The sequence below is a fragment of the Azospirillum rugosum genome, assembly GCF_017876155.1.
Lineage (GTDB): Bacteria > Pseudomonadota > Alphaproteobacteria > Azospirillales > Azospirillaceae > Azospirillum > Azospirillum rugosum.
Map to the genome: position 1 here is coordinate 94,587 of NZ_JAGINP010000024.1, position 21,227 is coordinate 115,813.

Here is a 21,227-nt window from a genome sequence, read left to right on the forward strand (position 1 = left end):
AGGAACCATCGCATTGACCGCGGGCTATATCAATGTGACATGTGGCGAGTCAAGCGCCGAAAGTCATAGGCTTCCAACTCCTTGCCAACATTCATTCAATCGCATTCACAACAAGAATAGAAGTCGGGAAGGGAAAGACGATTACTGCATCTCGTGCCACCGCCGCTGATCCATTGCCTCCATCGGAAAGGCGGTTCAGGCAAGCGATACGATCGTAGTCCAAGGGGCAGATTCTCGGACGTGCGATGCGTGGCCGGGCCCAGGGAAATCTTTGGCCGTCCCGAGCATTGAAAGCCTCGTAGCCAATTGCTGGCCGGGGATGCTGATGACCGGATTTCGACACGCGCTTGCGGGCTGTCTCTTAGCGGTGACGCTCGCCATGGCGGGCGCGCCGCTCAGGGCGGACCCGGTGCCGAAGGACGTGCTCGTGGTCGGGCAGATCGCGGAGCCGGCGTCGCTCGACCCCGCGGTCAGCACCGCGACCAACGACTTCCGCATCCTGGTCAACCTCTATGAAGGGCTGGTCCGCTACAAGCCCGGAACGCTGGAGGTCGAGCCTGCGCTGGCCGAGCGCTGGACGGTGTCCGACGACGGGCTGACCTACCTGTTCACGCTGCGCGACGGCGTCACCTTCCACGACGGCACGCCCTTCGACGCGCAGGCGGTGAAGTTCAATTTCGACCGCCTGCTGGACAAGACCCACCCGGCGGCGGACACCGGGCCTTTCCCGCTCGCCTTCTTCTTCTCCGCGATCGACCGCGTCGAGGCGCCGGACCCGCGCACCGTCCGCATCACGCTGAAGGAGCCTTTCGCGCCCTTCCTGTCCAACCTCGCCTACCCCACGGGCCTGATGGTCTCCCCCAACGCGGTGATGAGTCGGCGCAAGGGGTTCGGCCGACAGCCGGTCGGCACGGGCCCGTTCCGCTTCGTGGAGTGGCAGGGCAGCCGGCGCGTGGTCATCGAGCGGAACCCAAACTATTGGGGTCCGCCCGCCAAGCTGCGCTCGGTGATCTTCCGCCCGGTCACCGACCCGAACACCCGCGCGATGGAGATGCTGGCCGGTGGCCTCGACGTGATGGTGGAGGTGCCGGCCGACGCCCTGTCGCAGTTCCGCGACGAGGACGGGTTCCGCATCCACGAGCAGGCCGGCCCGCATCTCTGGTTCCTGATCCTGAACACCCGGCACGGGCCGCTGAAGGACCGGCGCGTCCGTCAGGCGGTCAATTACGCCATCGACAAGCGGGCCATCGCCGACAGCATCCTGCAAGGCACGGCGATCCCGGCCCGCGGACCCGTCGCCCCGGCCTTCGACTGGGCCACGGACCCGGCCATCACCGGCTACCCCTACGACCCCAACCGGGCGCGGGCGCTGCTGAAGGAGGCGGGGGCGGAGGGCGCGTCGCTGACCTTCCTGGTGGCGGAGGGCGGGTCCGGAATGCTCGACCCCATCGCCATGGGCACGGCGATCCAGGCGAACCTCGCCGCAGTCGGGCTGAAGGTCACCATCCGGACCTACGAGTGGAACAGCTACCTCGCGCGGGTGAACGGCGGGCTCGGCGATAAATCGGATGTTGGCACGGCCGACATGGCGGAGATGGCCTGGATGACCAATGACCCGGACACCCTGCCCTACCTGACCCTGCGGTCCGACGCGCTGCCGGAAAAGGGCGGCTTCAACTCCGGCTACTACGCGAACCCGACGCTCGACCGCCTCCTGGAGCAGGCGCGGCGCAGCGGCAACCAGGCCGAACGCGGGGACCTGTACCGGCGCGCGGAGCGGATCGTCGTGGAGGACGCCCCTCTCGCCTTCGTCGCGCACTGGAAGCAGAACGCGGTCACCACCGCGGCCGTGCGGGGCTTCGCCTTGCAGCCGTCCTTCTTCCTGCTGCTCGACCGCGTGTCGAAGGACTGAGGGGCGCGCCCGTGGCTTCCTACATCCTCGGCCGGATTCTGGCGCTGGTGCCCGTGCTGTTCGGGCTCAGCGTCATCGTTTTCCTGATCATGGCGCTGATCCCCGGCGACCCGGCGACCGCGATCCTCGGCCCCTACGCGACGCCGGAGAACGTCGCCCGGATCAACCACGACCTGGGCCTCGACCGCAGCCTGCCGGTGCGTTACGCGACGTGGCTCGGCCATGTGCTGGCGGGTGACCTCGGCCGCTCGTCCAGCCTCAACCGACCGGTGCTGGACGAGGTGGCGGAGCGGTTTTCGGCCACCCTGGTGCTGGCCGGCGCGGCGCTCGTGCTGGCCTCCATCCTCGGGCTGCTGGCGGGCATCGTCTCCGCGGTGCGGCAGTTCGGGCTGGCGGACAAGCTGGTGACGTTGGCGGTCCTGATCGGCATCTCCATGCCGACCTTCTGGCTGGGCCTGCTGCTGATCCTGGCCTTCGCCGTCCGCCTGCGCCTGCTGCCGGTGAGCGGCATGTTTTCGATCTACGGCGGCGGCGACCTGCCCGACCTGCTGCGGCATCTGGCGCTGCCCGCCGCGACGCTGGCCGTTGTGGCCGCCGGGGTGATCGCGCGGCTGACCCGGTCGGCCATGCTGGACGTGCTGCGCCAGGATTTCGTGCGCACCGCCCGCGCCAAGGGCCTGACGGAGCGCCGCGTGGTGTTCGGCCACGCGCTGCGGGCGGCCCTGGTCACGGTGATCCCGGTGATCGGCATCCAGGCCGGCTTCGTGCTGGGCGGTGCGGTCTACATCGAGACGGTGTTCCAGTGGCCCGGCATCGGCCGCATGCTGGTCAACGCCATCGCCACGCGCGACGTCCTGCTGGTGCAGGGCGGGGTTTTGGTGGTCGCGACCAGCTATGTGCTGTTCAACCTGCTGGCCGACGTCCTGCAACGCCTGCTGGACCCAAGGATCGCGCCATGAGCAGTGTCCTGGCGCTGCTGCGCCGCGTGACGCGCAACCGGCTCGCGGCGCTGGGCCTCGTGCTGCTGGCGCTGATCGTGATGGTCGCTGCGGCGGCACCCCTGCTGCCGTTGGCCGATCCCAACGCGACCGCGCCGGCCCGGCGCCTGCTGCCGCCCTTCAGCGCGGGCGCGTGGCTCGGCACCGACACGCTGGGGCGCGACCTGCTGGCGCGGCTGGTCTGGGGAACGCGGCTGAGTTTGGCGGTGGGCATCGCCGCCTCGGCCCTGGCGGCGCTGGTCGGGTCGGCGATCGGGCTGGTCGCCGGCTACGCGGGTGGACGGGCGGACAGCCTGCTGATGCGCGGCGTCGACGTGCTGATGGCCTTTCCATACCTGCTGCTGGCGCTCGCCATCGTTGCGGCGCTGGGGCCGGGGCTGCTGAACGCGCTCTACGCCGTCGTCGTCGCCAACATCCCCTTCTTCGCCCGCAACGTCCGCGGCGTCACCGCCGGCCTGCGCCACCGGGAGTTCGTGGACGCGGCGCGCCTGTCCGGCATGGGCGGCCCGCGCATCCTGCTGACGGAGGTGCTGCCGAACGTCCTGCCGGTGATCGTCATCACCGCCTCCACCACGGTCGGCTGGATGATCCTGGAAACGGCCGGCCTGTCCTTCCTCGGGCTGGGGTCACAGCCGCCACAGGCCGACCTCGGCTCCATGCTGGGGGAGGGACGCAAGGCGCTGATCACCGCGCCGCACGTCGCCGCCTTGCCCGGCCTCGTCGTCTTCCTGATCGTCATGAGCATGAACCTGATCGGCGACGGGCTGCGCGACGCGCTGGACCCCCGCCTGCGCTCCGGCCTGCCGGCCCGGCCGAGCGCCGCCACGCGCGTGGAGCGGCACGTCGGCGACGCGCATCCGGCGGATGGCGCCCTCCTGGCCGTCTCCAACCTCCGCACCGCCTTCGAGACGGAGACCGGAGTCGTGGACGCGGTGAAAGGCGTCAGCCTGCGGGTGGCGCCCGGCGAATGCCTGGGCATCATCGGGGAGTCGGGGTCCGGCAAGTCGGTCACGGCGCTGTCCATCGCGCGGCTGGTCGCCTCGCCGCCGGGCGTCGTGCGCGACGGCGCGGTCCGCTTCGGCAGCGACGACCTGCTGGCCCTGCCGGTCGGCGCCCTGCGCCGGCTGCGCGGCGGGCGGATCGCCTACGTCTTCCAGGACCCGCTGACCACGCTGCACCCGCTGATGCGCGTCGGCACGCAGGTGATGGAGGCGATCCGCGCCCACCAGCCCGTGTCGGCGGCCGAGGCATGGCGCCGCACCGTGGACCTGTTCGCCGCGGTGAGGCTGCCCGACCCCGCCGGCATCGCCCAGGCTTACCCGCATGAACTGTCGGGCGGGCAGCGCCAGCGGGTGTCCATCGCCATGGCGCTCGCCAACGATCCGGAGCTGATCGTCGCGGACGAGCCGACCACCGCGCTGGACGTCACCGTGCAGGCGGAGGTGCTGGACCTGCTGATTGAGCTACGGCGGCAGCGCAACCTCGCCATCCTCTTCATCAGCCACGATTTCGGCGTGATCGCCCGGATGTGCGACCGGGTCGCCGTGATGCACCGGGGTGCGGTCGTCGAGGAGGGCGATGCCCGCGCCGTCCTGGCCAACCCGCGGCACGACTACACCCGGCGCCTGCTCGCCGCCGTGCCGGTCCTCGGGCAGCCCCGGCGCCTGATCCCGGCCGCGGCGACGGTTCCGGCGACCACGGGGCCGGGGCTCGCGGTCGAGGTTCGGGACCTGTCCAAGACCTACCCCGCCCGCCGCTCCCTGTTCGGGCGGTCGCGCCCGGCGGTGCGGGCGCTGGCGTCCGTGTCGCTGCGGGTGGCGTCCGGGGAGACGCTGGGGATCGTCGGGGAGTCCGGCTGCGGGAAGTCTACGCTCGCCCGCTGCCTCGTCGGGCTGACGCGCCCTACGTCGGGAACGATCCAACTGGAAGGACAGCCCATCGCCGAGCTTGCCGCCGCCGGGCCGAAGGCGCTGGGCCGCACGGTGCAGTACGTCTTCCAGGATCCGCTGTCCTCCCTCAACCCGCGCAAGACCATTCGAAACGCCCTGGCGGCGCCCCTGCGTTTCCTGGCCGGCCTCGACGCCGGTGCGCGGGAGACGCGCATGGTCGAGCTGATGCGCTCGGTCGATCTCGACCCCGCCGTCCTGGACCGCTACCCGCACGAGTTCTCCGGCGGGCAGGCCCAGCGGATCGCCATCGCGCGGGCGCTCGCCGCCGGGGCCCGGATCATCGTGCTGGACGAGGCCGTGTCCGCGCTGGACGTGTCGGTGCAGGCGCAGGTGCTCCGCCTGCTCGCCGAGCTGAAGGCGCGGCATGGCCTGACCTACCTGTTCATCAGCCACGACCTCGCCGTGGTGCAGGCCATCGCCGACCGCATCGTCGTGATGGCCGCCGGCGCGATCGTCGAGGAAGGTCTGTCCGAGCGGTTGTTCGCCGCCCCGCGGCACCCCTACACGCGCGGCCTGATCGACGCGGTTCCCACGCTGCCGCCCTGACGATCATGACGGGTTGCGGCTGGTCGTACGCACATCCGGACCGATATGAGAGCGATCCACCGTCCACAGACCGCGATGGGCCAATGCTCCAGCTCTGCCGACATGTGCTGCTGTCCGTGATGCTCGGCGTGTGGTCGTGCGTCGCGTCCGGGTCGGAAAGCCTGGCAGCGGACCCGGACCGGATCGACCCCAAGGGCCTGATCGTCCTCATGCGGCATGCGGAGGCTCCGGGCGTCGGCGATCCGCCGAATTTCCAGCTCCGCGACTGCTCAACCCAGCGAAACCTTGATACCGCCGGCCGGGAACAGGCCCGCCGCATCGGCGAGCGCCTGCGCCTCATCGGCATCCGGGACGCCGCCGTCTATTCCAGCCAATGGTGCCGGTGCCTGGAAACGGCCCGGCTGCTTGATGTCGGGTCGGTGCAGGAACTGCCGGTGCTCAACTCCTTCTTCGACCGGCGGGAGGAACGGGATGCGCAGATCGCCGCCCTGCGGCTGTTCCTGGCCGGGTTGCCGCGCGACAGCGCGCCCGTCGTGCTGGTGACGCACCAGGTGGTCGTGACGGCGTTGACCGGAGTCTATCCGGCGTCGGGCGAGTCGGTCCTGCTGCGGGCCAACGGGACCGGAGAGCCGGCCCAGCTGGGACGCGTGCCGGCCCGGCCGGAGGCCGCCCCATGAGCATGAGGACGCGGGTCCCCGGGACGCGCCCCGTCAGGGGCGCCGCATCGTCACGACCAGCACGTCCCGAAAGGCCGGGCGCGCCGGATCGATGGGTTCGACGGGAGTCACGCCGTGGAACACCCGGGCGTCGTCCACCACCGCGGATTCCAGCGGGTGGCGCAGGGTGAAGCTGCCCAGCGGCCGGCCGGCGAGATCGTGGATGTTCGTCGTGCCGCTGGAGACGTTCTCGCGCCGGACCAGCATCACCAGGACCCAGTCCACGCCGTCGCGGTGCATCCCTTCCGGGGTGGGCCGCCCGGCCTCGCCCGCGCGGGCCTCGATCCGGAACTGGTGGACTTCCGTGTGCCAGACCTCCGGCTTGGTCCCGGCGGGCGTGAGCGGGTCGAACAGTTTGAGGCAGGTCTTAAGCACCGCCTCCAGCGCGGGGTGGGTCCCGGTCGCCTCCGTGATCGGCTCGAACCAGCGCTCCAAGCCGCCGTTCAGGGGGTTGTAGTCCCGGCTCTGGTAATGGGGCTGGTGCGGCTTGCGCCGGATGGCTTGCGCGGACAGGGCGAAGGCGGCATGGCGCCGGCGCCGGTAGCGCCCGCCGTCCGCCATGTAGGCGTCCAGGCCCAGATCATCCCAGCTGGCGCTGAAACCCTTCCAATCGCGCAGGCCCGCCGCGTCGAGCAGGCCCTGCATGTCACCGGCCGCAACGAAGGAGAAGCCCTCCGCCGCCACCGCGTCGCCAATCCTGCGCAGTTCTTTGGTCATATCGGCTGTCCGGTCCAGAAGGCGAACCCGTTCGCCACGGACCATGACAGTACGAAAGCCTCGGCGCGCCCGCCACGCCCGCAAGCGCATGGCTCACCCGACCAATGTGAAATCACAGCGCCTTTTGCGCGCTTGCCCCGATCGCCACCGGAGGCGCCACTGGGGAACGCCGCGTCGGCCGGTCCTGCCGGTGGCTCTCCTCGACAAGCCACGCGACGGCGTCGGCCAGCGTCTCGGCGAACGGCCTCGTCTGGAAATGCAGCTGCGCCACGGCCTTGCTCGTGTCGAACCAGCCGGACGCGATGGCCAGGCGCACGCCCGTGACCGGCGCGGTGGGCGGCTTGCCGGAGACGTGGTCGCTGATCCATTCGTCGAGCTGGGCGAAGCCCAGCGCCAGCCAGCCGGGGATGCCCCACCGACGGCGGGGCTTGCGGCCCATCAGAAGGTCGAGCAGCCGCACCAGGGCCGACAGGCGGATGTTGGTCCCGCCGATCAGGTAGCGCTCGCCGATGGCGCCATGCCGGGCGGCGAGCGCCAAGCCGGCGGCCACGTCGCGAACATCGACCAGGTTCAGCGTGCAGTCGAGGATGAAGCGCGGCCCCCCGCGCAGGAACAGGGCCAGCATGGCCATCGGCGGCGTCGGGCCGCCGCCGGGGCCGATGACGGCCGTGGGGTTGGCGATCACCACGGGCTGCCCGGCCGCCGCCGCCGCCAGCGCGGCTTGTTCGGCCCGGTATTTCGACCGGCAGTAGGAGCCGGCCATCTCCGCCAGAGCCCGGTCGGCGGATTCGGCGATCCGTTCGGCCGGGCGGCGGCCGAGCAGGACGGCTTCCGTCGAACAATGGACGATCCGCTGCAGTCGATGCCCCTTGGCGCGTTCCAGGACGCATTCCGTCCCGTGCCAGTTGATGCGGTCGAACGCCTCTTTGTCCGGAAGCCACAGCTGCGGCAGGCCGGCGACATGGTACAGGGTCTGGACCCCGTCCAAGGCCGCGTCCACCGCCGCCGGGTCGAGGATTGAGCCCGGCGTCATTTCCACACCCCGCGGCAACGTGTCGGAGGCGCAGGTGTCGAGGACGCGCACCCGCTCGCCGCTGGCGAGCAAATGCGCGACGAGGTGGCTTCCAATGAAGCCGCACCCTCCCGTGACGAGCGACAGCGCCATGGCGTTCGGGTCCCGTCTCTTTGTAAGGACGGGAATCTTGCGGTGGGCCTTCGCCGGCCTCCAATGGCGCAACCGTTGCCATGATACGGTGATACGGTATCAGGCCCCGCCGAGCAGCCGGTCGGCGTTGGCGTTGAGGTCGCGCGTCAGGCCGGCGAGCCCCTCGTTGCGCAAGGGGGCCTGGAACTCCGACCGCTGGGCGGCGAGCTGGCTGACCATCCCCTTGGCGAGCACGTCGAGGATCCTCCAATCCTTACCCGCCCCATCCTTTCCCGCCCAATCCTTACCCGCCGGGCGCAGCACATAGGTCAGGCGCACCGGCGGCTTGCGCGGCCTGGACAGGGTGGTGTCCACCAGCGTCGTGCCGCGCGGCCCCGCCCGTTCCCCGTCGATCGTGAAGCTCTCGCCGTTGTAGGAATCGAAGCGGTCCAGGTACTGCGCGGCGCTGCGTCGGGTGAAGGCGTCGAGCGCTTGGCGCCGTTCGGCCTCGCCGGCCTGCTCGAAATAAGGCGCGGCGGCGATCTGCAAGGCGGCGTCCAGGTCGAAGACGTCCCGCATCACGGGCAGAAAGCGTTGCAGGCGGGCGCCGTTGGGCTCCTGCCCGCCCCGGCGCATCAGGTCCAGCAACGCGTCGTTCAGCCGGGCCACCGGCGCGGTTGCGCCCGTGGTGGCCTCGGACGGGCTCCGGGATGGGGTCTGCGCCTGGGCAACCGGTGCCGTGCCGAGGGCAAGCGCCGCCAGGATGGGAAGCAGCAAAGCCAGCCGATGGCGCATCCGAGGGGAGGAACCAGCCATGACGGTCTCCGTCGATGATCCGCCCACAGGGTGCCGCCCGGTGTAGGAGGGGTCAACCATCCGTGTGGGATGCAGCCGGGGGCACCGGTGGGCTATGCTCCTGGGCGCCTGCAGCACAGAGGAGGCTCCCCATGGGACGCTGGCTTCCCGCGGCCGACCACCCGCTTTACGGCTGCGACGCGCTGACCCTGCTGACGGTGATGCGGCGGAACGGGCCGCCGGACGCGGCCCACGCGGCGACCCTGGCCGCGGCAATCGCGTCGGCCCTGCTGCGCGCCCCCTTCTCCCTGGCGGAGCGGGCGTGGGTGGCGTGGAAACGGCGGGACGGCGCGCCGCTTCCGGCGCCGGTCTTCATCGTCGGCCACTGGCGCAGCGGAACCACGCACCTCTACAACCTGCTCAGCCGCGATCCGCAGTTCGGCTTCATCGCGCCCGTCGCGGTGGGCCTGCCGTGGGACATGCTTGGGCTCGGCGCGGTTCTGCGCCCGCTGCTGGAACGGGCCTTGCCGGAGCGCCGCTACATCGACAACGTGGCGGTCCGCCCGGACTCGCCCCAGGAGGATGAGATCGCGCTGGCCAACATGTCGCCGCTGTCCTTCTACCACGGGCTCTACTTCCCCCGGCACCTGGACGAGAACCTGCGCCGGGGCCTCTATTTCGAGGGCTGCGGCCCGGACGAGGTCCTGCGCTGGCGTGGCCGCCTCGTCCATTTCCTGGAGAAGGTCGCCCTGTCGCAGGGCGGGCGGCGCCTGCTGATCAAGAACCCGGTCTACAGCGCCCGCATCGCCATGCTGAGGGAGATGTGGCCGGACGCGCGCTTCATCCACATCCACCGCGACCCGATGGCGGTGTACGTCTCCACCGTCGGCTTCTACCGCACGCTGCTGAACCAGCTGGCCTTGCAGCCGCACGGCTCCATCGACGTGGAGCAGGTCGTGCTCGACCACTACCCGCGGATCATGCAGGCGCTCGTGGACGACGCGGCCGCCCTGCCGCCCAACCGCTTCGTCGAGCTGGCCTTCGAGGATTTCGAGCGGGCCCCGCTGGCCGAGGCCGAACGCGTCTACCGGACCATCGAGCTTCCGGGGTTCGAGGCCGCGAAGCCGGGGTTCGAGGCCTATCTGGCCGAGGTGCGCAACTATTCCAAGAACCGGCACCAGCTGTCCGAGGCCGGGCGCCGGCGGGTGGAGCGGCACTGGGCGCCCTTCCTCGCCCGCTGGGGGCAGCCGGCCGCCGCCCCATGATCCGCGCGGCGCTGTCCGCCGGCGTTCTGCTGTTGGGATGGATGGGGTCCGCGCTTGCCCAGTGCCGGACGGTGGAGATCACGGCCAACGGGCGCCCGGTGGTCGGGATCGAGGATCTGGCCGTGGACGGCGCGTTCCGGCGCGTGCTGCTCTCCGCCTACGACCGGCGGGCGGAGCCCGACGCCTCCCGGGGCGGGCTGTTCGCCGTGCCGCTCGACGCGCTGGACGCTGACCGGGCGGAGGCGGTCGAGCTGACCGCCGCCTTCCGCCCGGTCGGCGTCTTCCGGCCGCACGGCATCGACCTGCGCACGGAAGCGGACGGCAGGCGGTCGGTCCTGGCGGTCAACCGCCGCCGCGACGGGACCACGACCGTCGAACGCTTCACGCTGGACGGGGCGGCGCTGCGGCACCAGGGGACGGTCGAGAGCCCCCTGCTCTGCCGCGCCAACGATGTGGCCTTCCTGGATGGCGAGCGCTTCCTGTTCACCGGCGACCATGGCGGCTGCGGCCGGGCCGCGGCGGCGCTGGAGGACGCGCTGGACCTCCGCCGCGGCGTCGTGGGCTTGGTCGAGAACAGTGCTGCGCGCGTGCTGGCCGGCGGCCTCGGCTATCCCAACGGCCTGCTGCCCGACTTTGAGGCCGACCGCCTGTACGTCGCCGCGACGCGGGAGGGGGCGGTGCTGGTCTACCGCCTGTCGGCCCTGCTCGGCGGCGGCGAGACGGCCCCCATGGCCCGCATCCCCGTGCCGGGCGGCCCCGACAACCTCAGCCGGGGAACAGGCGGCGGCCCGCTGGAAGGGCGTGCGCTGGCGGCGGTGCACCCGTCGCTGCCGGCGCTGGCGCTGCACCGCCATGGCCTTCCGGGCGGAGCCACCGCGCCGGCCCGCGTCGTCGCGCTTTTTTCGACGACGATGGGGCCGGCGGGCGTGGAGACGCTGTTCGACGACGACGGGGGGCTCTTCTCCGCCGCGACCGTGGCGGCGGCCTGGGACGGCCGGCTCATCGCCGGATCGGTGATGTCCGCACGCCTTCTGACGTGCGGCACCGCGACCAGCGGTGCCAGCCGATCATCAGGCTGGGCAGCACGATCAGCGCCGACACGACCGTGAAGGTGATGGCGATGGCCAGGAGCATCCCCATGCTGGCGAGCCCGCGGTGGGAGGAGATGGCCAGCGTCGCGAAGGCCGTGCTGGTGGTCAACGTGCTGACCAGCACGGCGAGCGGCGTGCTGGTGACCAGCAGGCCCATGCCGTAATCGGCACCGCCATAATCACCGCTGCGGCTGCCCGCGCGTTCCAGCTCCTGCCCGCGGGCGACCATGTGAATGCTGCTGGACACGCCCAGCGCGAACAGCAGCGGGATGACAATCACGTTGGCGAAGTTGAAGGGAATGTCCAGCAGGCCGGCCGCCGCCATGGTCCACAGCGCCGCCACCATCAGCGGCGCCAGGATCAGCACGATTCCCTTCAGGCTGCGCTGCACGACCAGAAGCAGCAGGACGATCAGCACCAGGGTCAGCGCCGTCGCCTCGGCGAAGGCGCGCAGCACGATCCGACCGGCCTGGGTCACGGTCACCGGCGCACCGGTCGCGTGCGGGGCCACGGCCAGCACCGCCTCGGCGAAGCGGGCCATGTCGCGGCTGTCGGAGATGTCGTGGGTCGGCAGCACCTCCACCCGCGCCTGCCCGTCCGGCGCGATCCAGCGTCGGCGGATGCTGTCCGGCACATCCGCCGCGGTCACCGGCCGCTCCACCTCCAGCCCCTCGCGCAGCCGCTCCAGCAGGGGCGGGACGCCGCCGGTCAACGCTTGGTCGAGCGCCGCCAGCGCCAGCGCGTCCTGCGGGGGGATGCGCCCCAGCGCCGCGCCGAAGCGCTGGGCGGCGGCGCGGGCCTCCGGCGTGCCGCCCTCGCCGGCCGCGAAACGGTCCAGCGCTGCGCGCAGCACCGCCACGGCCTCCGCCCGCTCCGCCGTGGTCAGGGGCACCACGTCGGCCGGGGCGGCGAGGCTCGGCCCCAGCAGCAGGGCCATGTCGGCGATGATCGGCAGCTTGGCTTCCTGGTCCTTGGGTATGAAGCCGGCGAAGGTCCGCACCCCGCCCACCTCCGCGTTCCCGCGCAGCCGGTCGGCCGTGGCCTGCGCCGCGGCGAGGTCCGGCTCCAGGATGTTGATCGCGTAGGGCGAGGTCCGTGGCGCCGTCGCCAGATCGCGGTAGGTGCGCACGGCCTCCGTCCGGCGGTCCTGGAGGTTCAGCGGGTTCACGTCCAGCCGAACCAGCGGCAGCGCCGCCAGCGAACCCAGCACCGTCAGCGCCGTCAGCGCCAGAAGCGCGCCGTTGTGGCGGGTCATCCAGGCGGCGAAGCGGCGGTCCTCGCGCTTGACCCGCACCACGCCGGGGCCGGGCGGCAGCAGGATGAACAGGGCGGGCAGCAGCGTGAGGCTGATGACCAGCGCCACCACCATGCCGAGGCCGGAGATCACGCCGAACTCCGCCAATCCCCGATAGTCGGTCGGCACGAAGGACAGGAAGCCGATGATCGCGCAGGCCGTGCTGAGCGCCAGCGGCGGCCCGACGTTGCGCGCAGCATTCAGCACGGCAGCGCGCACCGGGCGGCCCCGCTGCCGCTCCTCCTGGTAGCGCAGGCCGAGGTGGCTGCCGAAGTCGTCCCCCAGCCCGAAGAACATGACGGCGCAGGTGACGGAGATCAGGTTCAGCCGCCCCACGGTCAGCGCCGCCAGCCCGGCGTTGAGCGTCAGGCCGAGGACCAGCGTGACCATCATGCACAGGATCATCCGCCAGGACCGCATACCGACGGTCAGCACCGTCACGACCAGCACGAAGGACAGGACGGTGGCAAGGCCCGCCGTGTCCTGCACCGTGTCCAGCTCCGTCTGGCGCAGCGCGACGGCACCGGTGACGCGGGCCTCCACGCCGAGGCCCGCCGGTTCCCCCCGGATAGCGGTGACGGCGCTGCGCACCGCGTCCATCGCCGGGCGGCCGCGCCCGAAGGATGTTTCGCGGAGCACCGGCCGCGCGGTGACGAAGCGCCGGTTGCCGAAACGCTCGTCCTCGTTCAGCTTGACCAGACCGGTCCAGGACACCGGTTCCGGCTTGCCGTCGGCGACGCCCGCGGTTGCGGCGGCAAGGCGATCGATCAGGTCCGACAGGGCCGCCGGGGCGTTCTCGCCCGTATGCTCCCCTGTATGTTCAAGGACGAGGTCGACCATGCCGGCCAGCCCGCGCAGGTTCGGCGCCTCGTTCAGCGCGCCCAGCGCGGCCTGCGCCCCCGCCAGCCGCGTGGCGAGATCCTGAAGCGCGGGAGCATCCAGGAACAGCAGCCCGTTGCGCCGGAAGTAGGGATCGGCCGACGGGACCTCCACCTCGGCCAGGGCGTCCGGGCGGGCGCGCATCAGCTCGGCCAGGCGCAGCGCCGCCGCATCGGACCGGTCGGCGGAGTCGGAGTCGACCACCACGACGATCTGGTCGTCGGCAAAGGGGAAGGACTGCCGGTACCGCTCCGCATCGCGGCGGAACGGCACGTCGGGCGCGATCATGTCGGTGGTGCTGGTGTTGATGCGCAGCACCTCCGCCGAATACCAGCCGGCCAGCACCGACAGAAGCAGGAACATCAGGACGGTGACGACCGGCCGGCGGCACGCTGCCGCGCTCCAGCTCCGCAGAATGGAGCGCGCAAAATCCGTCATGGTCCCTTTGCTCTAATAGCCGGGCGGTGGAGCGACCGTGACGTAGGAGACGGCGCCGTTCACGTAGGTCTGGTTGTACCAGGTCCCGCCGCAGCCGTAATAGCTCACGCTGCCCGCGGTCACGACCGTCGGCGAGCAGGGGAGCACGGTCACATAGGTCGGCGACGCCGTCGCGGCCCCCGCGATGTAGCCGGCCGTCGCCCCGACCGCCGCGCCCGCCAGGGCCCAGCCCCAATCGTCGTCGTCGTCCCAGTCGTTGTGGGAATCCCAATTGTTCGACATGTTCTGCGCCGCGTAGGATCGGGCCTCGGTGCGTTCGGTCTGACCCTGCTGGCGGGCTTCGGTGCGCTCGGTCTGTCCCTGTTGCCGCTCGGCCTGCCGCTCGGTCCGTTCCGCCTGGCCGGAAGTCCGGGTGTCGGCCCGCTCCTGGGCCCGGACCTGCTGGGTCTCGTTGCGTTGCGCCGAGCGCTCGGTCGCTCCCGACTGGCGGGTGGCGGTTTGCGCGGCGGCGGTGCGTTGCCCGGACCGTTCGGTGGCCCCGGCCTGCCGGGCTCCGGTCGCGGCAGCGCCACCGGCCGGCCGCTGGGCGGAGAAGCCGCCGCCCGATGCCGCTCCGGCACGGGAATAGCCACCGCCCCCCGATGGCCTTGACGCGGAAAAGCTGCCGCCCGCCGCCGGGCCGGACCGGGAGTAGCCGCCTCCCCCACCCCCGCGACCTCCGCCGCGCGCGGCCTCCGCCGCGACGGATGCGACGACCAGGGTCAGGGCCGCGCCGATGGCGAGGCCAGACCGTGCGGAGCCCAACCGTATGAAGCCCAACGTCATTTCGGGGCCTCCTCTGCGCTGCCGGAACGTTCCGGATGGTCCTGGGACCCCGGCTGGTCGCCCACACTCTTGCGGACGCGCACCAGGAAGGGAATGCGCTGCGCCCCGTCCGGCGGGCGGAAGGCGAGCTGTGCCGCCGACAGGTCGGGGTTCAGGGTCCAATCCGTGAGGTCGGCGCGGTACTGCGGCTCGCCCTCGTCGTTCTTGTAGGTGATGGTGATCCGCTGCGGCAGGGGCGTGCCGTCGGCGGCGACCCAGACCTGGAAGTCCACGTCCTCGGTCCGGCCGGCCACATGGTCCGTCGGCACCGGCGTCAGGGTGTCGTGCTCCACATAATCCAGCGCCTGGATGCGCTGGTCCAGCTCCGCCGGCAGCGTCGTGACCAGCAGCAGCGCCAGCGGCAGCCTGATCTGGAGGTCCTGGACCAGGTAGCGCACCGCGTCGTCCACGCTGCCGGGCCGGTCCAGCTGGCCGTAGACGTTCTGTCCGGGGTCGAACACGGTCAGCGCCTTGCCGTCGAAGGTCACCTGGCGCCGCGTCCCGTCGCTCTGCCGGGACTCCACCCGCAGGGCGTCGGGACGGTTCAGCGTGACGGTGCGGCGCTCCCCGAACTCGATCTTCTCGCCCGTGTCCTGCACCACGTCGTAGTTGGAGCGGATGGTCACGCTGAAGCCCTTGGCCTGCGCCAGCGTGTCGGCCATCCGGTTCAGGACGTCCTTGGCGTGTTCGTCGATCACCTGTTCGTCGATGGCCGGCTCGTCATCCGTGTCCGCCCCCTCCACCTGGGAGACCGCCAGCGCGGGGCCGAACAGGAGAGGAAGGCAAAGCAGCGGACCGGACAGCCGCAAAAGCGTTCTCATGGGCGTTCTCATGGGCGTTCTCATGGGACACCGCCGATCAGTCGATACCGATCCGTTGATGATGCTTTCGTCACCGCTCTTGGCGTGGAACGGCGTGGAACGGCTTGGCCAGCGAAGGGCGACGGCGGTCGGCCGATCTCGTCCACGGCCGGGTGGTGATCGGTCACTTTGGCCCAAGCCGCCGGCAGCTTTGAACCATGCAACAGTTGGCGTCGATACGGTAACGCACTGGTTGCGAGACGTATCTTCCGGTAGCAATCCTTGAGCCGGAGCCGCGGCCACAGCCCGTTCAGCCCCCAATCCTCCCAATTTCATGGTTAGGCGCGAGCGTACGGCCGGTCCGTACGGCAGGGACAGGCCGGGCGTGCCGCAACGGACCCAGCCATCGGGTTTGTTACGGTATCAAAGCCAACTGTTGCGCCCTTACAGAAGCGCGCCCCGGCAGGGTAGCGTCGCCCTGATGCGGGCCCACCGGACCAAACAGACAGGCCCATTCACGTTCATTCGGGCCAAGGTCGTTAGGGCCAAGTCCATTCGGGCCGGACCAAAGCATTCACGCCGGACATCGCTGCATCCTGGCCCTGCCCGACCCGCCTTTCCTGACGCGCGTACAGCCAAGAGAGGAATCGTGATGCCTGACTGGTCGGAGCAGCCCCTGATGATGCAGCCCTTCACGACGTGGCTTTCGGCCTGGAGCGCTGTCAATCCGGTTGCCTTCGCCGCAGCCCGCGACGACGGTCCGGCGGCCAAGGGCTCCGGCGAGAGGACTCGCAGCGGAACGGCGGGCAGGGAGGGGCGGCAGGGCACGCCGGTTCCGGCCCTTCCCAATCCCGTCCAGGACGCCATCGACTACGGCGTGGACGCGATGCAGCGCTGGATCCTGTTCCTCGACGTGATGCGCCGCCGCGGCGACCAGTTCCTGGAGCACGCGCAGCACGGCAAGCCCCCGGTTCTCACCTTCCCGCACGAGGTGGTGATGGACGGGCGCAAGCTGAAGCGCCCCTGCAACTACATGCTGCTGCACATCCTGCCGGACCCCGCGGTCGGGACCGACCCGGCGAAGCGCCCCTTCATCATCGTGGATCCCCGCGCCGGCCACGGGCCGGGGATCGGCGGCTTCAAGCCGGACAGCCAGATCGGCGCCGCGCTGCGCGCCGGCCATCCCTGCTACTTCATCGGCTTCACCCCCGACCCCGTGCCCGGCCAGACCCTGTCCGACGTGGGTGCTGCCGAGGCCGCCTTCATCGAGCATGTCGGCAAGCAGCACGCCCGGGCCGACGGCAAGCCCTGCGTCATCGGCAATTGCCAGGCCGGCTGGGCGGTGATGGCGCTGAGCGCCGTCCACCCGGAGCTGATGGGGCCGCTGATCATCGCCGGCTCCCCGCTGTCCTACTGGGCCGGCGTCAAGGGCAAGAACCCGATGCGCTACCTCGGCGGGCTGTACGGCGGCGCGTGGCTGGCGGCGCTGGCCGGCGACCTCGGCAACGGCCGCTTCGACGGCGCGCATCTGGTCGGCAACTTCGAAAAGCTGGATCCCGCCAACACTTATTGGAAGAAGGCGTACAACCTGTACGCTTCCATCGACACGGAAGGCCCGCGCTACCTGGAGTTCGAGAAGTGGTGGAGCGGCTTCTTCCTGCTCAACACCGAAGAAATCGAGTCCATCACCGACGAGCTGTTCGTCGGCAACAAGCTCAGCAGCGGCGGGATCATCGGCAAGGACGGCCGCCGGCTCGACCTGCGCAACATCCGCTCGCCCATCCTGGTCTTCGCCTCCTTCGGCGACAACATCACGCCGCCGCAGCAGGCGCTGGGCTGGATCCTCGACCTGTACGACAGCGTGGAGGACATCCGGTCGCACGAGCAGACCATCGTCTACAACCTGCACCACGACATCGGCCATCTGGGCATCTTCGTGTCCGGCCGCGTCGCCCGGAAGGAAACGGCGGAGTTCGTGGAGAACATCGAACTGGTCGACCTGCTGCCGCCCGGCCTCTACGAGATGGTGATCGAGCCGAAGGACCCGAACGCGCCGGGCGCCGACCTCGTCGCCGGCGCCTACGTCACACGGTTCGAGGAGCGCACGCTGGACGACATCCGGGCGCTCGGCGGCAACACGCCGGAGGATGACCGGCGTTTCGCGACGGTCTCCCGCATCTCCGACGTGAACAAGGGCCTGTACGACAGCTTCGCCCGCCCCTGGATCCGCGCCATGGTGACGGAGCCCATGGCCGAATGGCTGCGGCTGAGCAACCCGGCGCGGGCGCAATACTACCTGTTCTCGCACCTGAATCCCTTCCTGGCGCCGGTGGAGACGCTGGCCCACTGGGCGCGCGAGCACCGCCGGCCGGTCGCCAGGGACAATCCCTTCCTGGAGGCGCAGACGCGCGTCTCCGACGCCATCGCCCAGGCGCTCGACAACTACCGCGACCGGCGCGACGCCGCCGTGGAGCAGCTGTTCCTGACCACCTACAACGCCCCGCTGCTGCAGGCGCTGGTCGGGCTGGCCGCGCCCGAGGCGGAGGTGCGGCCGCCGCGCGTCCGCGACGAGGCCTTCGAGGCCCTGGTCGAGAAGCGGATGGCCGAGATCGCGGCCCGCGTCGCCGACGGCGGCCTGCGCGAGGCGCTGTTCCGCATCCTGGTCTTCGTCGGCCGCGAGCGGGGTTCGGTGGACGAACGGGCCTTCCAAACGCTGCGGCAAATCCGGGAGGAGTATCCCGCGGCGAAGCAGCAGAGCCTGGATGAGGTGCGCGCGGTGTTCCGGGAGCAGGTCTTCCTGATCCTGATCGATGAGGAGGCGGCGATGGCCGCCCTGCCCGTCCTGCTGCCCGAAGAGAAGGACCGCAAGACCGTGCTGGAGCTTGCCGAGCGCATCCTGTCGGCCGCCGGTCCCTTGACCGCGGACCAGCGCGCCCGCATGCGCGAGGTTTCCTCCATCCTGGAACGCGACCGGGAGGAGGCCGGCGAGGAAACCGCGCTGCGCGTCGTGTCGCGGGGTGCCGGTTCCTCCGTGGCCGAGGCCGCCGCCGAGATCAGCCGGGCCGCCAAGCGGCGGCGCTCCAGCCGGACCGAACGCGCCAAGTGAGCCGCCGGACATCCACCGACAGGGCAACCAGGAGGACCGCACCATGACGGACGAAACGACCAAGACCTCCTCCATCGGCGACGACATCATCCGCCCCGACGACCTCCGCCGGATTGCCGAAGAAAGCGAAATGGCGAAGCTCAAGGAGGCGCTGGAGCATGAGAAGAAGCTCCAGGAAGAACAGGAAAGCGTCCGCGACGCCTTCATGCACCAGCACATCCGCCCCGACGCCAAGGAGCGCTTCACCCGCGCCGTGCGCGCGGCGGCGGAGCGGGGCGTGAACGAAATCCAGATCACCCGCTTCCCCAGCAGCTATTGCACCGACGGCGGCCGCGCCATCAACAACTTCGAGGCGGACTGGCCCGACTCCCTGACCGGCTACGCCCGCGAGGCCTACGAGGTCTTCGACAAGCACCTGCGGTCCAAGGGCTACAAGCTGCGCGCGCAGATCCTCGACTATCCCGGCGGGATGCCGGGGGACGTCGGCCTTTTCCTGCGCTGGTGAGACCGGGGGGATGCGGCATGACGGACGTCCAGGCCCACACCGATGCATCGCTGGGTGGCGCCCCCGCCCGGCGCCATGAGAAGTACGAACAGCTGGTCGCGGCCTGCCGTACGGTCGCCCCGGTGTCGACCGCAGTGGCGCACCCCTGCGACGTCACCTCGCTCAGCGGGGCGGTGGACGCGGCGGAACAGGGCTTCATCGCCCCCATCCTGGTCGGCCCCGCGGCGCGCATCCGCGCCGTCGCGGACGAGGCCGGGCTGAACCTCGCCCCTTACGAGATTGTGGACGTGCCGCACAGCCACGCCGCGGCGGCGGCGGCGGTGGACCTCGTCCGGCAGGGGCGCGCGCAACTGCTGATGAAAGGCAGCCTGCACACCGACGAGTTGCTGCACGAGGTGGCGAAGCGGGACTCCGGCCTGCGCACGGAGCGGCGGATCAGCCACGTCTTCATCATGGACGTGCCCACCTATCCGAAGGCGCTGTTCATCACCGACGCCGCGGTGAACATCGCGCCGACGCTGGAGGACAAGCGCGACATCATCCAGAACGCCATCGACCTGGCCAAGGCGCTCGGCAACGACCTGCCGAAGGTGGCGATCCTGTCGGCGGTGGAGACGGTCACGCCCAAGATCCCCTCCACGGTCGAGGCGGCCGCACTCTGCAAGATGGCCGACCGCGGCCAGATCACCGGCGGCGTGCTCGACGGACCGCTGGCGCTCGACAACGCCATCAGCCCGGAGGCCGCGCGCATCAAGGGCATCGCCTCCCCCGTCGCCGGCTACGCCGACATCCTCGTGGTGCCGGACCTGGAGGCGGGCAACATGCTCGCCAAGAACCTGACCTTCCTCGCCAACGCCGACGCCGCCGGCCTCGTGCTCGGCGCGCGGGTGCCCATCGTGCTGACCAGCCGGGCCGACAGCGTCATGACCCGCATGGCCTCCTGCGCGGTGGCGGCGCTCTACGCCGACCGCCTGCGGCGGGCGCAACCGGTGAAAGGGTGAGGCCCATGACGGATACCATCCTGGTCGTCAACGCCGGGTCGTCCAGCATCAAGTTCCAGCTGTTCGACCTCCAGCTGATCGACTGCGGCGACGACGCCCTGCCGGCGCGGCTGCGCGGCCAGATCGAGGGGATCGGCACCCACCCGCGGCTGGCCGTGAAGGGCGGCGAGACCCTCCCCCTTCCGGCCGAGGCGGAAGGCGTGCCCGGGGCGCTGGCCTTCCTCGGCGCCTGGCTGCGGGAACATGCCGGCGGCGGCGGGCTGCCGGTCGCCATCGGGCACCGCGTGGTGCATGGCGGGCCGGCCTTCGACACCCATGTGGTCGTGGACGAGGCGGTGATCGCGACGCTGGAGACCTACATCCCGCTCGCCCCGCTGCACCAGCCGAACAACCTGGCGCCGATCCGCGCGATCCGCCGGATCATGCCCGACGTGGTGCAGGTCGCCTGCTTCGACACGGCGTTCCACCGCCAGCATCCGGAACTGGCCGACCGCTACGCCCTTCCGGACCAGTTCTACCAGGACGGCGTGCGCCGCTACGGCTTCCACGGCCTGTCCTACGAGTACATCGCCCGCCGCCTGGCCGACGTCGCCCCGGAGGTCGCGCAGGGGCGCGTCGTCGTCGCGCACCTCGGCAGCGGGGCCAGCATGTGCGCCATCCAGGCGGGCCGCAGCGTGGACAGCACCATGGGCTTCACCGCCATGGACGGGCTTCCCATGGGCACCCGGCCGGGCCAGCTCGACCCCGGCGTGGTGCTGTACCTGATGGACCGGGGCATGGACGCCCGCGCCATCGAGCATCTGCTGTACCACGACTGCGGGCTGAAGGGCCTGTCCGGCATCAGCAACGACGTCCGCGACCTGCTGGCCAGCGACGATCCGCGCGCCCGGCTGGCGCTCGATTACTTCGTCTACCGGGCCGGCCTCGCCGTCGGGTCGCTCGCCGCGGCGATGGGCGGCATCGACGCCCTGGTCTTCACCGCCGGCATCGGCGAGCGGGCGCCGTCGATCCGCCAGGGCATCGCGGAGCGGGCGCGCTGGCTCGGCCTGGACCTCGATGATGCAGCCAACGAGGCCGGGGAAAGCCGCATCAGCACGCCCGGCAGCCGGGTCAAAGCCTACGTCGTGCCGACCGACGAGGAACGGATGATCGCGCTGCACACGCGGGACATCCTCGGCCGGCATCGCCAGGGCCGGCATCATTAGGG

15 protein-coding genes and 1 pseudogene are annotated in these 21,227 nt (G+C 70.9%); 10 read left to right on the forward strand and 6 right to left on the reverse strand.

What is annotated here, in order from left to right; all coding sequences use genetic code 11:
* Positions 1 to 325: 325 nt before the first annotated feature.
* From J2851_RS27755 to J2851_RS27770, 4 genes are all read left to right on the forward strand, one after another.
* Positions 326 to 1,912, forward strand: a complete 1,587-nt coding sequence (locus J2851_RS27755) for an ABC transporter substrate-binding protein (RefSeq protein ID WP_209770417.1) — start codon at positions 326 to 328, stop codon at positions 1,910 to 1,912.
* 11 nt (positions 1,913 to 1,923) lie between these two features.
* A complete protein-coding gene (locus J2851_RS27760; protein WP_209770418.1) occupies positions 1,924 to 2,871 on the forward strand; it encodes an ABC transporter permease in 948 nt (315 codons plus the stop codon).
* A complete protein-coding gene (locus J2851_RS27765; RefSeq protein ID WP_209770419.1) occupies positions 2,868 to 5,405 on the forward strand; it encodes an ABC transporter ATP-binding protein/permease in 2,538 nt (845 codons plus the stop codon). Before J2851_RS27760 ends, J2851_RS27765 begins: the two co-directional genes overlap by 4 nt.
* A gap of 83 nt (positions 5,406 to 5,488) precedes the next feature.
* Positions 5,489 to 6,082, forward strand: a complete 594-nt coding sequence (locus J2851_RS27770; protein ID WP_209770420.1) for a histidine phosphatase family protein — start codon at positions 5,489 to 5,491, stop codon at positions 6,080 to 6,082.
* A 33-nt stretch (positions 6,083 to 6,115) separates the two neighbouring features.
* On the opposite strand, the gene J2851_RS27775 is transcribed toward J2851_RS27770, so the two are convergent.
* The 3 genes from J2851_RS27775 to J2851_RS27785 all read right to left on the reverse strand — a co-directional run bounded on the left by J2851_RS27775 (position 6,116) and on the right by J2851_RS27785 (position 8,798).
* On the reverse strand, positions 6,116 to 6,838 hold the full coding sequence (locus J2851_RS27775) for a 2OG-Fe dioxygenase family protein (RefSeq protein ID WP_209770421.1): 723 nt from the start codon (positions 6,836 to 6,838) through the stop codon (positions 6,116 to 6,118).
* A 112-nt stretch (positions 6,839 to 6,950) separates the two neighbouring features.
* Complete coding sequence (locus J2851_RS27780) at positions 6,951 to 8,003, reverse strand: NAD-dependent epimerase/dehydratase family protein (protein WP_209770422.1); 1,053 nt, start codon at positions 8,001 to 8,003, stop codon at positions 6,951 to 6,953.
* 99 nt (positions 8,004 to 8,102) lie between these two features.
* Complete coding sequence (locus J2851_RS27785; RefSeq protein WP_246500982.1) at positions 8,103 to 8,798, reverse strand: ABC transporter substrate-binding protein; 696 nt, start codon at positions 8,796 to 8,798, stop codon at positions 8,103 to 8,105.
* A 131-nt stretch (positions 8,799 to 8,929) separates the two neighbouring features.
* Here J2851_RS27785 and J2851_RS27790 point away from each other — a divergent pair, with 131 nt between their 5' ends.
* Together J2851_RS27790 and J2851_RS27795 are read left to right on the forward strand one after the other, a co-directional pair.
* The gene (locus tag J2851_RS27790) at positions 8,930 to 10,042 is read left to right on the forward strand and encodes a sulfotransferase family protein (RefSeq protein WP_209770423.1); all 1,113 of its coding nucleotides are present in this window, start codon (positions 8,930 to 8,932) and stop codon (positions 10,040 to 10,042) included.
* Positions 10,039 to 11,151 carry an SMP-30/gluconolactonase/LRE family protein gene (locus tag J2851_RS27795; RefSeq protein ID WP_246500983.1) on the forward strand — a complete coding sequence of 371 codons (1,113 nt, stop codon included), beginning with the start codon at positions 10,039 to 10,041 and terminating at the stop codon, positions 11,149 to 11,151. Before J2851_RS27790 ends, J2851_RS27795 begins: the two co-directional genes overlap by 4 nt.
* Here the strand turns inward: J2851_RS27795 and J2851_RS27800 are convergent.
* From J2851_RS27800 to J2851_RS27810, 3 genes are read right to left on the reverse strand one after another with little or no spacing between them, the layout of a single operon-like run.
* Positions 11,042 to 13,744 carry an MMPL family transporter gene (locus J2851_RS27800; RefSeq protein ID WP_209770424.1) on the reverse strand — a complete coding sequence of 901 codons (2,703 nt, stop codon included), beginning with the start codon at positions 13,742 to 13,744 and terminating at the stop codon, positions 11,042 to 11,044. The two genes, J2851_RS27795 and J2851_RS27800, sit on opposite strands and share 110 nt — an antisense overlap.
* 12 nt (positions 13,745 to 13,756) lie before the next feature.
* A complete protein-coding gene (locus tag J2851_RS27805; RefSeq protein WP_209770425.1) occupies positions 13,757 to 14,569 on the reverse strand; it encodes a hypothetical protein in 813 nt (270 codons plus the stop codon).
* Positions 14,566 to 15,429, reverse strand: a complete 864-nt coding sequence (locus tag J2851_RS27810; RefSeq protein WP_246500984.1) for a DUF2092 domain-containing protein — start codon at positions 15,427 to 15,429, stop codon at positions 14,566 to 14,568. The genes J2851_RS27805 and J2851_RS27810 overlap by 4 nt, the downstream gene beginning before the upstream one ends.
* Before the next feature lie 631 nt (positions 15,430 to 16,060).
* Here J2851_RS27810 and J2851_RS27815 point away from each other — a divergent pair.
* The 4 genes and pseudogenes from J2851_RS27815 (at position 16,061) to J2851_RS27830 (ending at position 21,225) form a co-directional block, all read left to right on the forward strand.
* Positions 16,061 to 18,514 (forward strand): DUF3141 domain-containing protein, encoded by a 2,454-nt coding sequence (locus J2851_RS27815; RefSeq protein ID WP_246500985.1) that lies wholly within the window; start codon positions 16,061 to 16,063, stop codon positions 18,512 to 18,514.
* A 43-nt stretch (positions 18,515 to 18,557) separates the two neighbouring features.
* On the forward strand, positions 18,558 to 19,019 hold the full coding sequence (locus J2851_RS27820) for a hypothetical protein (protein ID WP_209770427.1): 462 nt from the start codon (positions 18,558 to 18,560) through the stop codon (positions 19,017 to 19,019).
* 68 nt (positions 19,020 to 19,087) lie between these two features.
* Positions 19,088 to 20,020, forward strand: a pseudogene (locus J2851_RS27825) (bifunctional enoyl-CoA hydratase/phosphate acetyltransferase); the annotation flags it as partial.
* 5 nt (positions 20,021 to 20,025) lie between these two features.
* Positions 20,026 to 21,225 carry an acetate/propionate family kinase gene (locus J2851_RS27830; RefSeq protein ID WP_209770429.1) on the forward strand — a complete coding sequence of 400 codons (1,200 nt, stop codon included), beginning with the start codon at positions 20,026 to 20,028 and terminating at the stop codon, positions 21,223 to 21,225.
* Positions 21,226 to 21,227: the final 2 nt, after the last annotated feature.

What these genes read in the sequence shown, in the direction of transcription:
- J2851_RS27795 (WP_246500983.1), top strand. Translation starts at nt 10,039, where the DNA reads ATGATCCGCGCGGCGCTGTCCGCCGGCGTTCTGCTGTTGGGATGGATG.
- J2851_RS27805 (WP_209770425.1), bottom strand. Translation starts at nt 14,569, where the DNA reads ATGACGTTGGGCTTCATACGGTTGGGCTCCGCACGGTCTGGCCTCGCC.
- J2851_RS27775 (WP_209770421.1), bottom strand. Translation starts at nt 6,838, where the DNA reads ATGACCAAAGAACTGCGCAGGATTGGCGACGCGGTGGCGGCGGAGGGC.
- J2851_RS27765 (WP_209770419.1), top strand. Translation starts at nt 2,868, where the DNA reads ATGAGCAGTGTCCTGGCGCTGCTGCGCCGCGTGACGCGCAACCGGCTC.
- J2851_RS27785 (WP_246500982.1), bottom strand. Translation starts at nt 8,798, where the DNA reads ATGGCTGGTTCCTCCCCTCGGATGCGCCATCGGCTGGCTTTGCTGCTT.
- J2851_RS27830 (WP_209770429.1), top strand. Translation starts at nt 20,026, where the DNA reads ATGACGGATACCATCCTGGTCGTCAACGCCGGGTCGTCCAGCATCAAG.
- J2851_RS27815 (WP_246500985.1), top strand. Translation starts at nt 16,061, where the DNA reads ATGCCTGACTGGTCGGAGCAGCCCCTGATGATGCAGCCCTTCACGACG.
- J2851_RS27810 (WP_246500984.1), bottom strand. Translation starts at nt 15,429, where the DNA reads ATGAGAACGCTTTTGCGGCTGTCCGGTCCGCTGCTTTGCCTTCCTCTC.
- J2851_RS27820 (WP_209770427.1), top strand. Translation starts at nt 18,558, where the DNA reads ATGACGGACGAAACGACCAAGACCTCCTCCATCGGCGACGACATCATC.
- J2851_RS27800 (WP_209770424.1), bottom strand. Translation starts at nt 13,744, where the DNA reads ATGACGGATTTTGCGCGCTCCATTCTGCGGAGCTGGAGCGCGGCAGCG.
- J2851_RS27790 (WP_209770423.1), top strand. Translation starts at nt 8,930, where the DNA reads ATGGGACGCTGGCTTCCCGCGGCCGACCACCCGCTTTACGGCTGCGAC.
- J2851_RS27755 (WP_209770417.1), top strand. Translation starts at nt 326, where the DNA reads ATGACCGGATTTCGACACGCGCTTGCGGGCTGTCTCTTAGCGGTGACG.
- J2851_RS27770 (WP_209770420.1), top strand. Translation starts at nt 5,489, where the DNA reads ATGCTCCAGCTCTGCCGACATGTGCTGCTGTCCGTGATGCTCGGCGTG.
- J2851_RS27780 (WP_209770422.1), bottom strand. Translation starts at nt 8,003, where the DNA reads ATGGCGCTGTCGCTCGTCACGGGAGGGTGCGGCTTCATTGGAAGCCAC.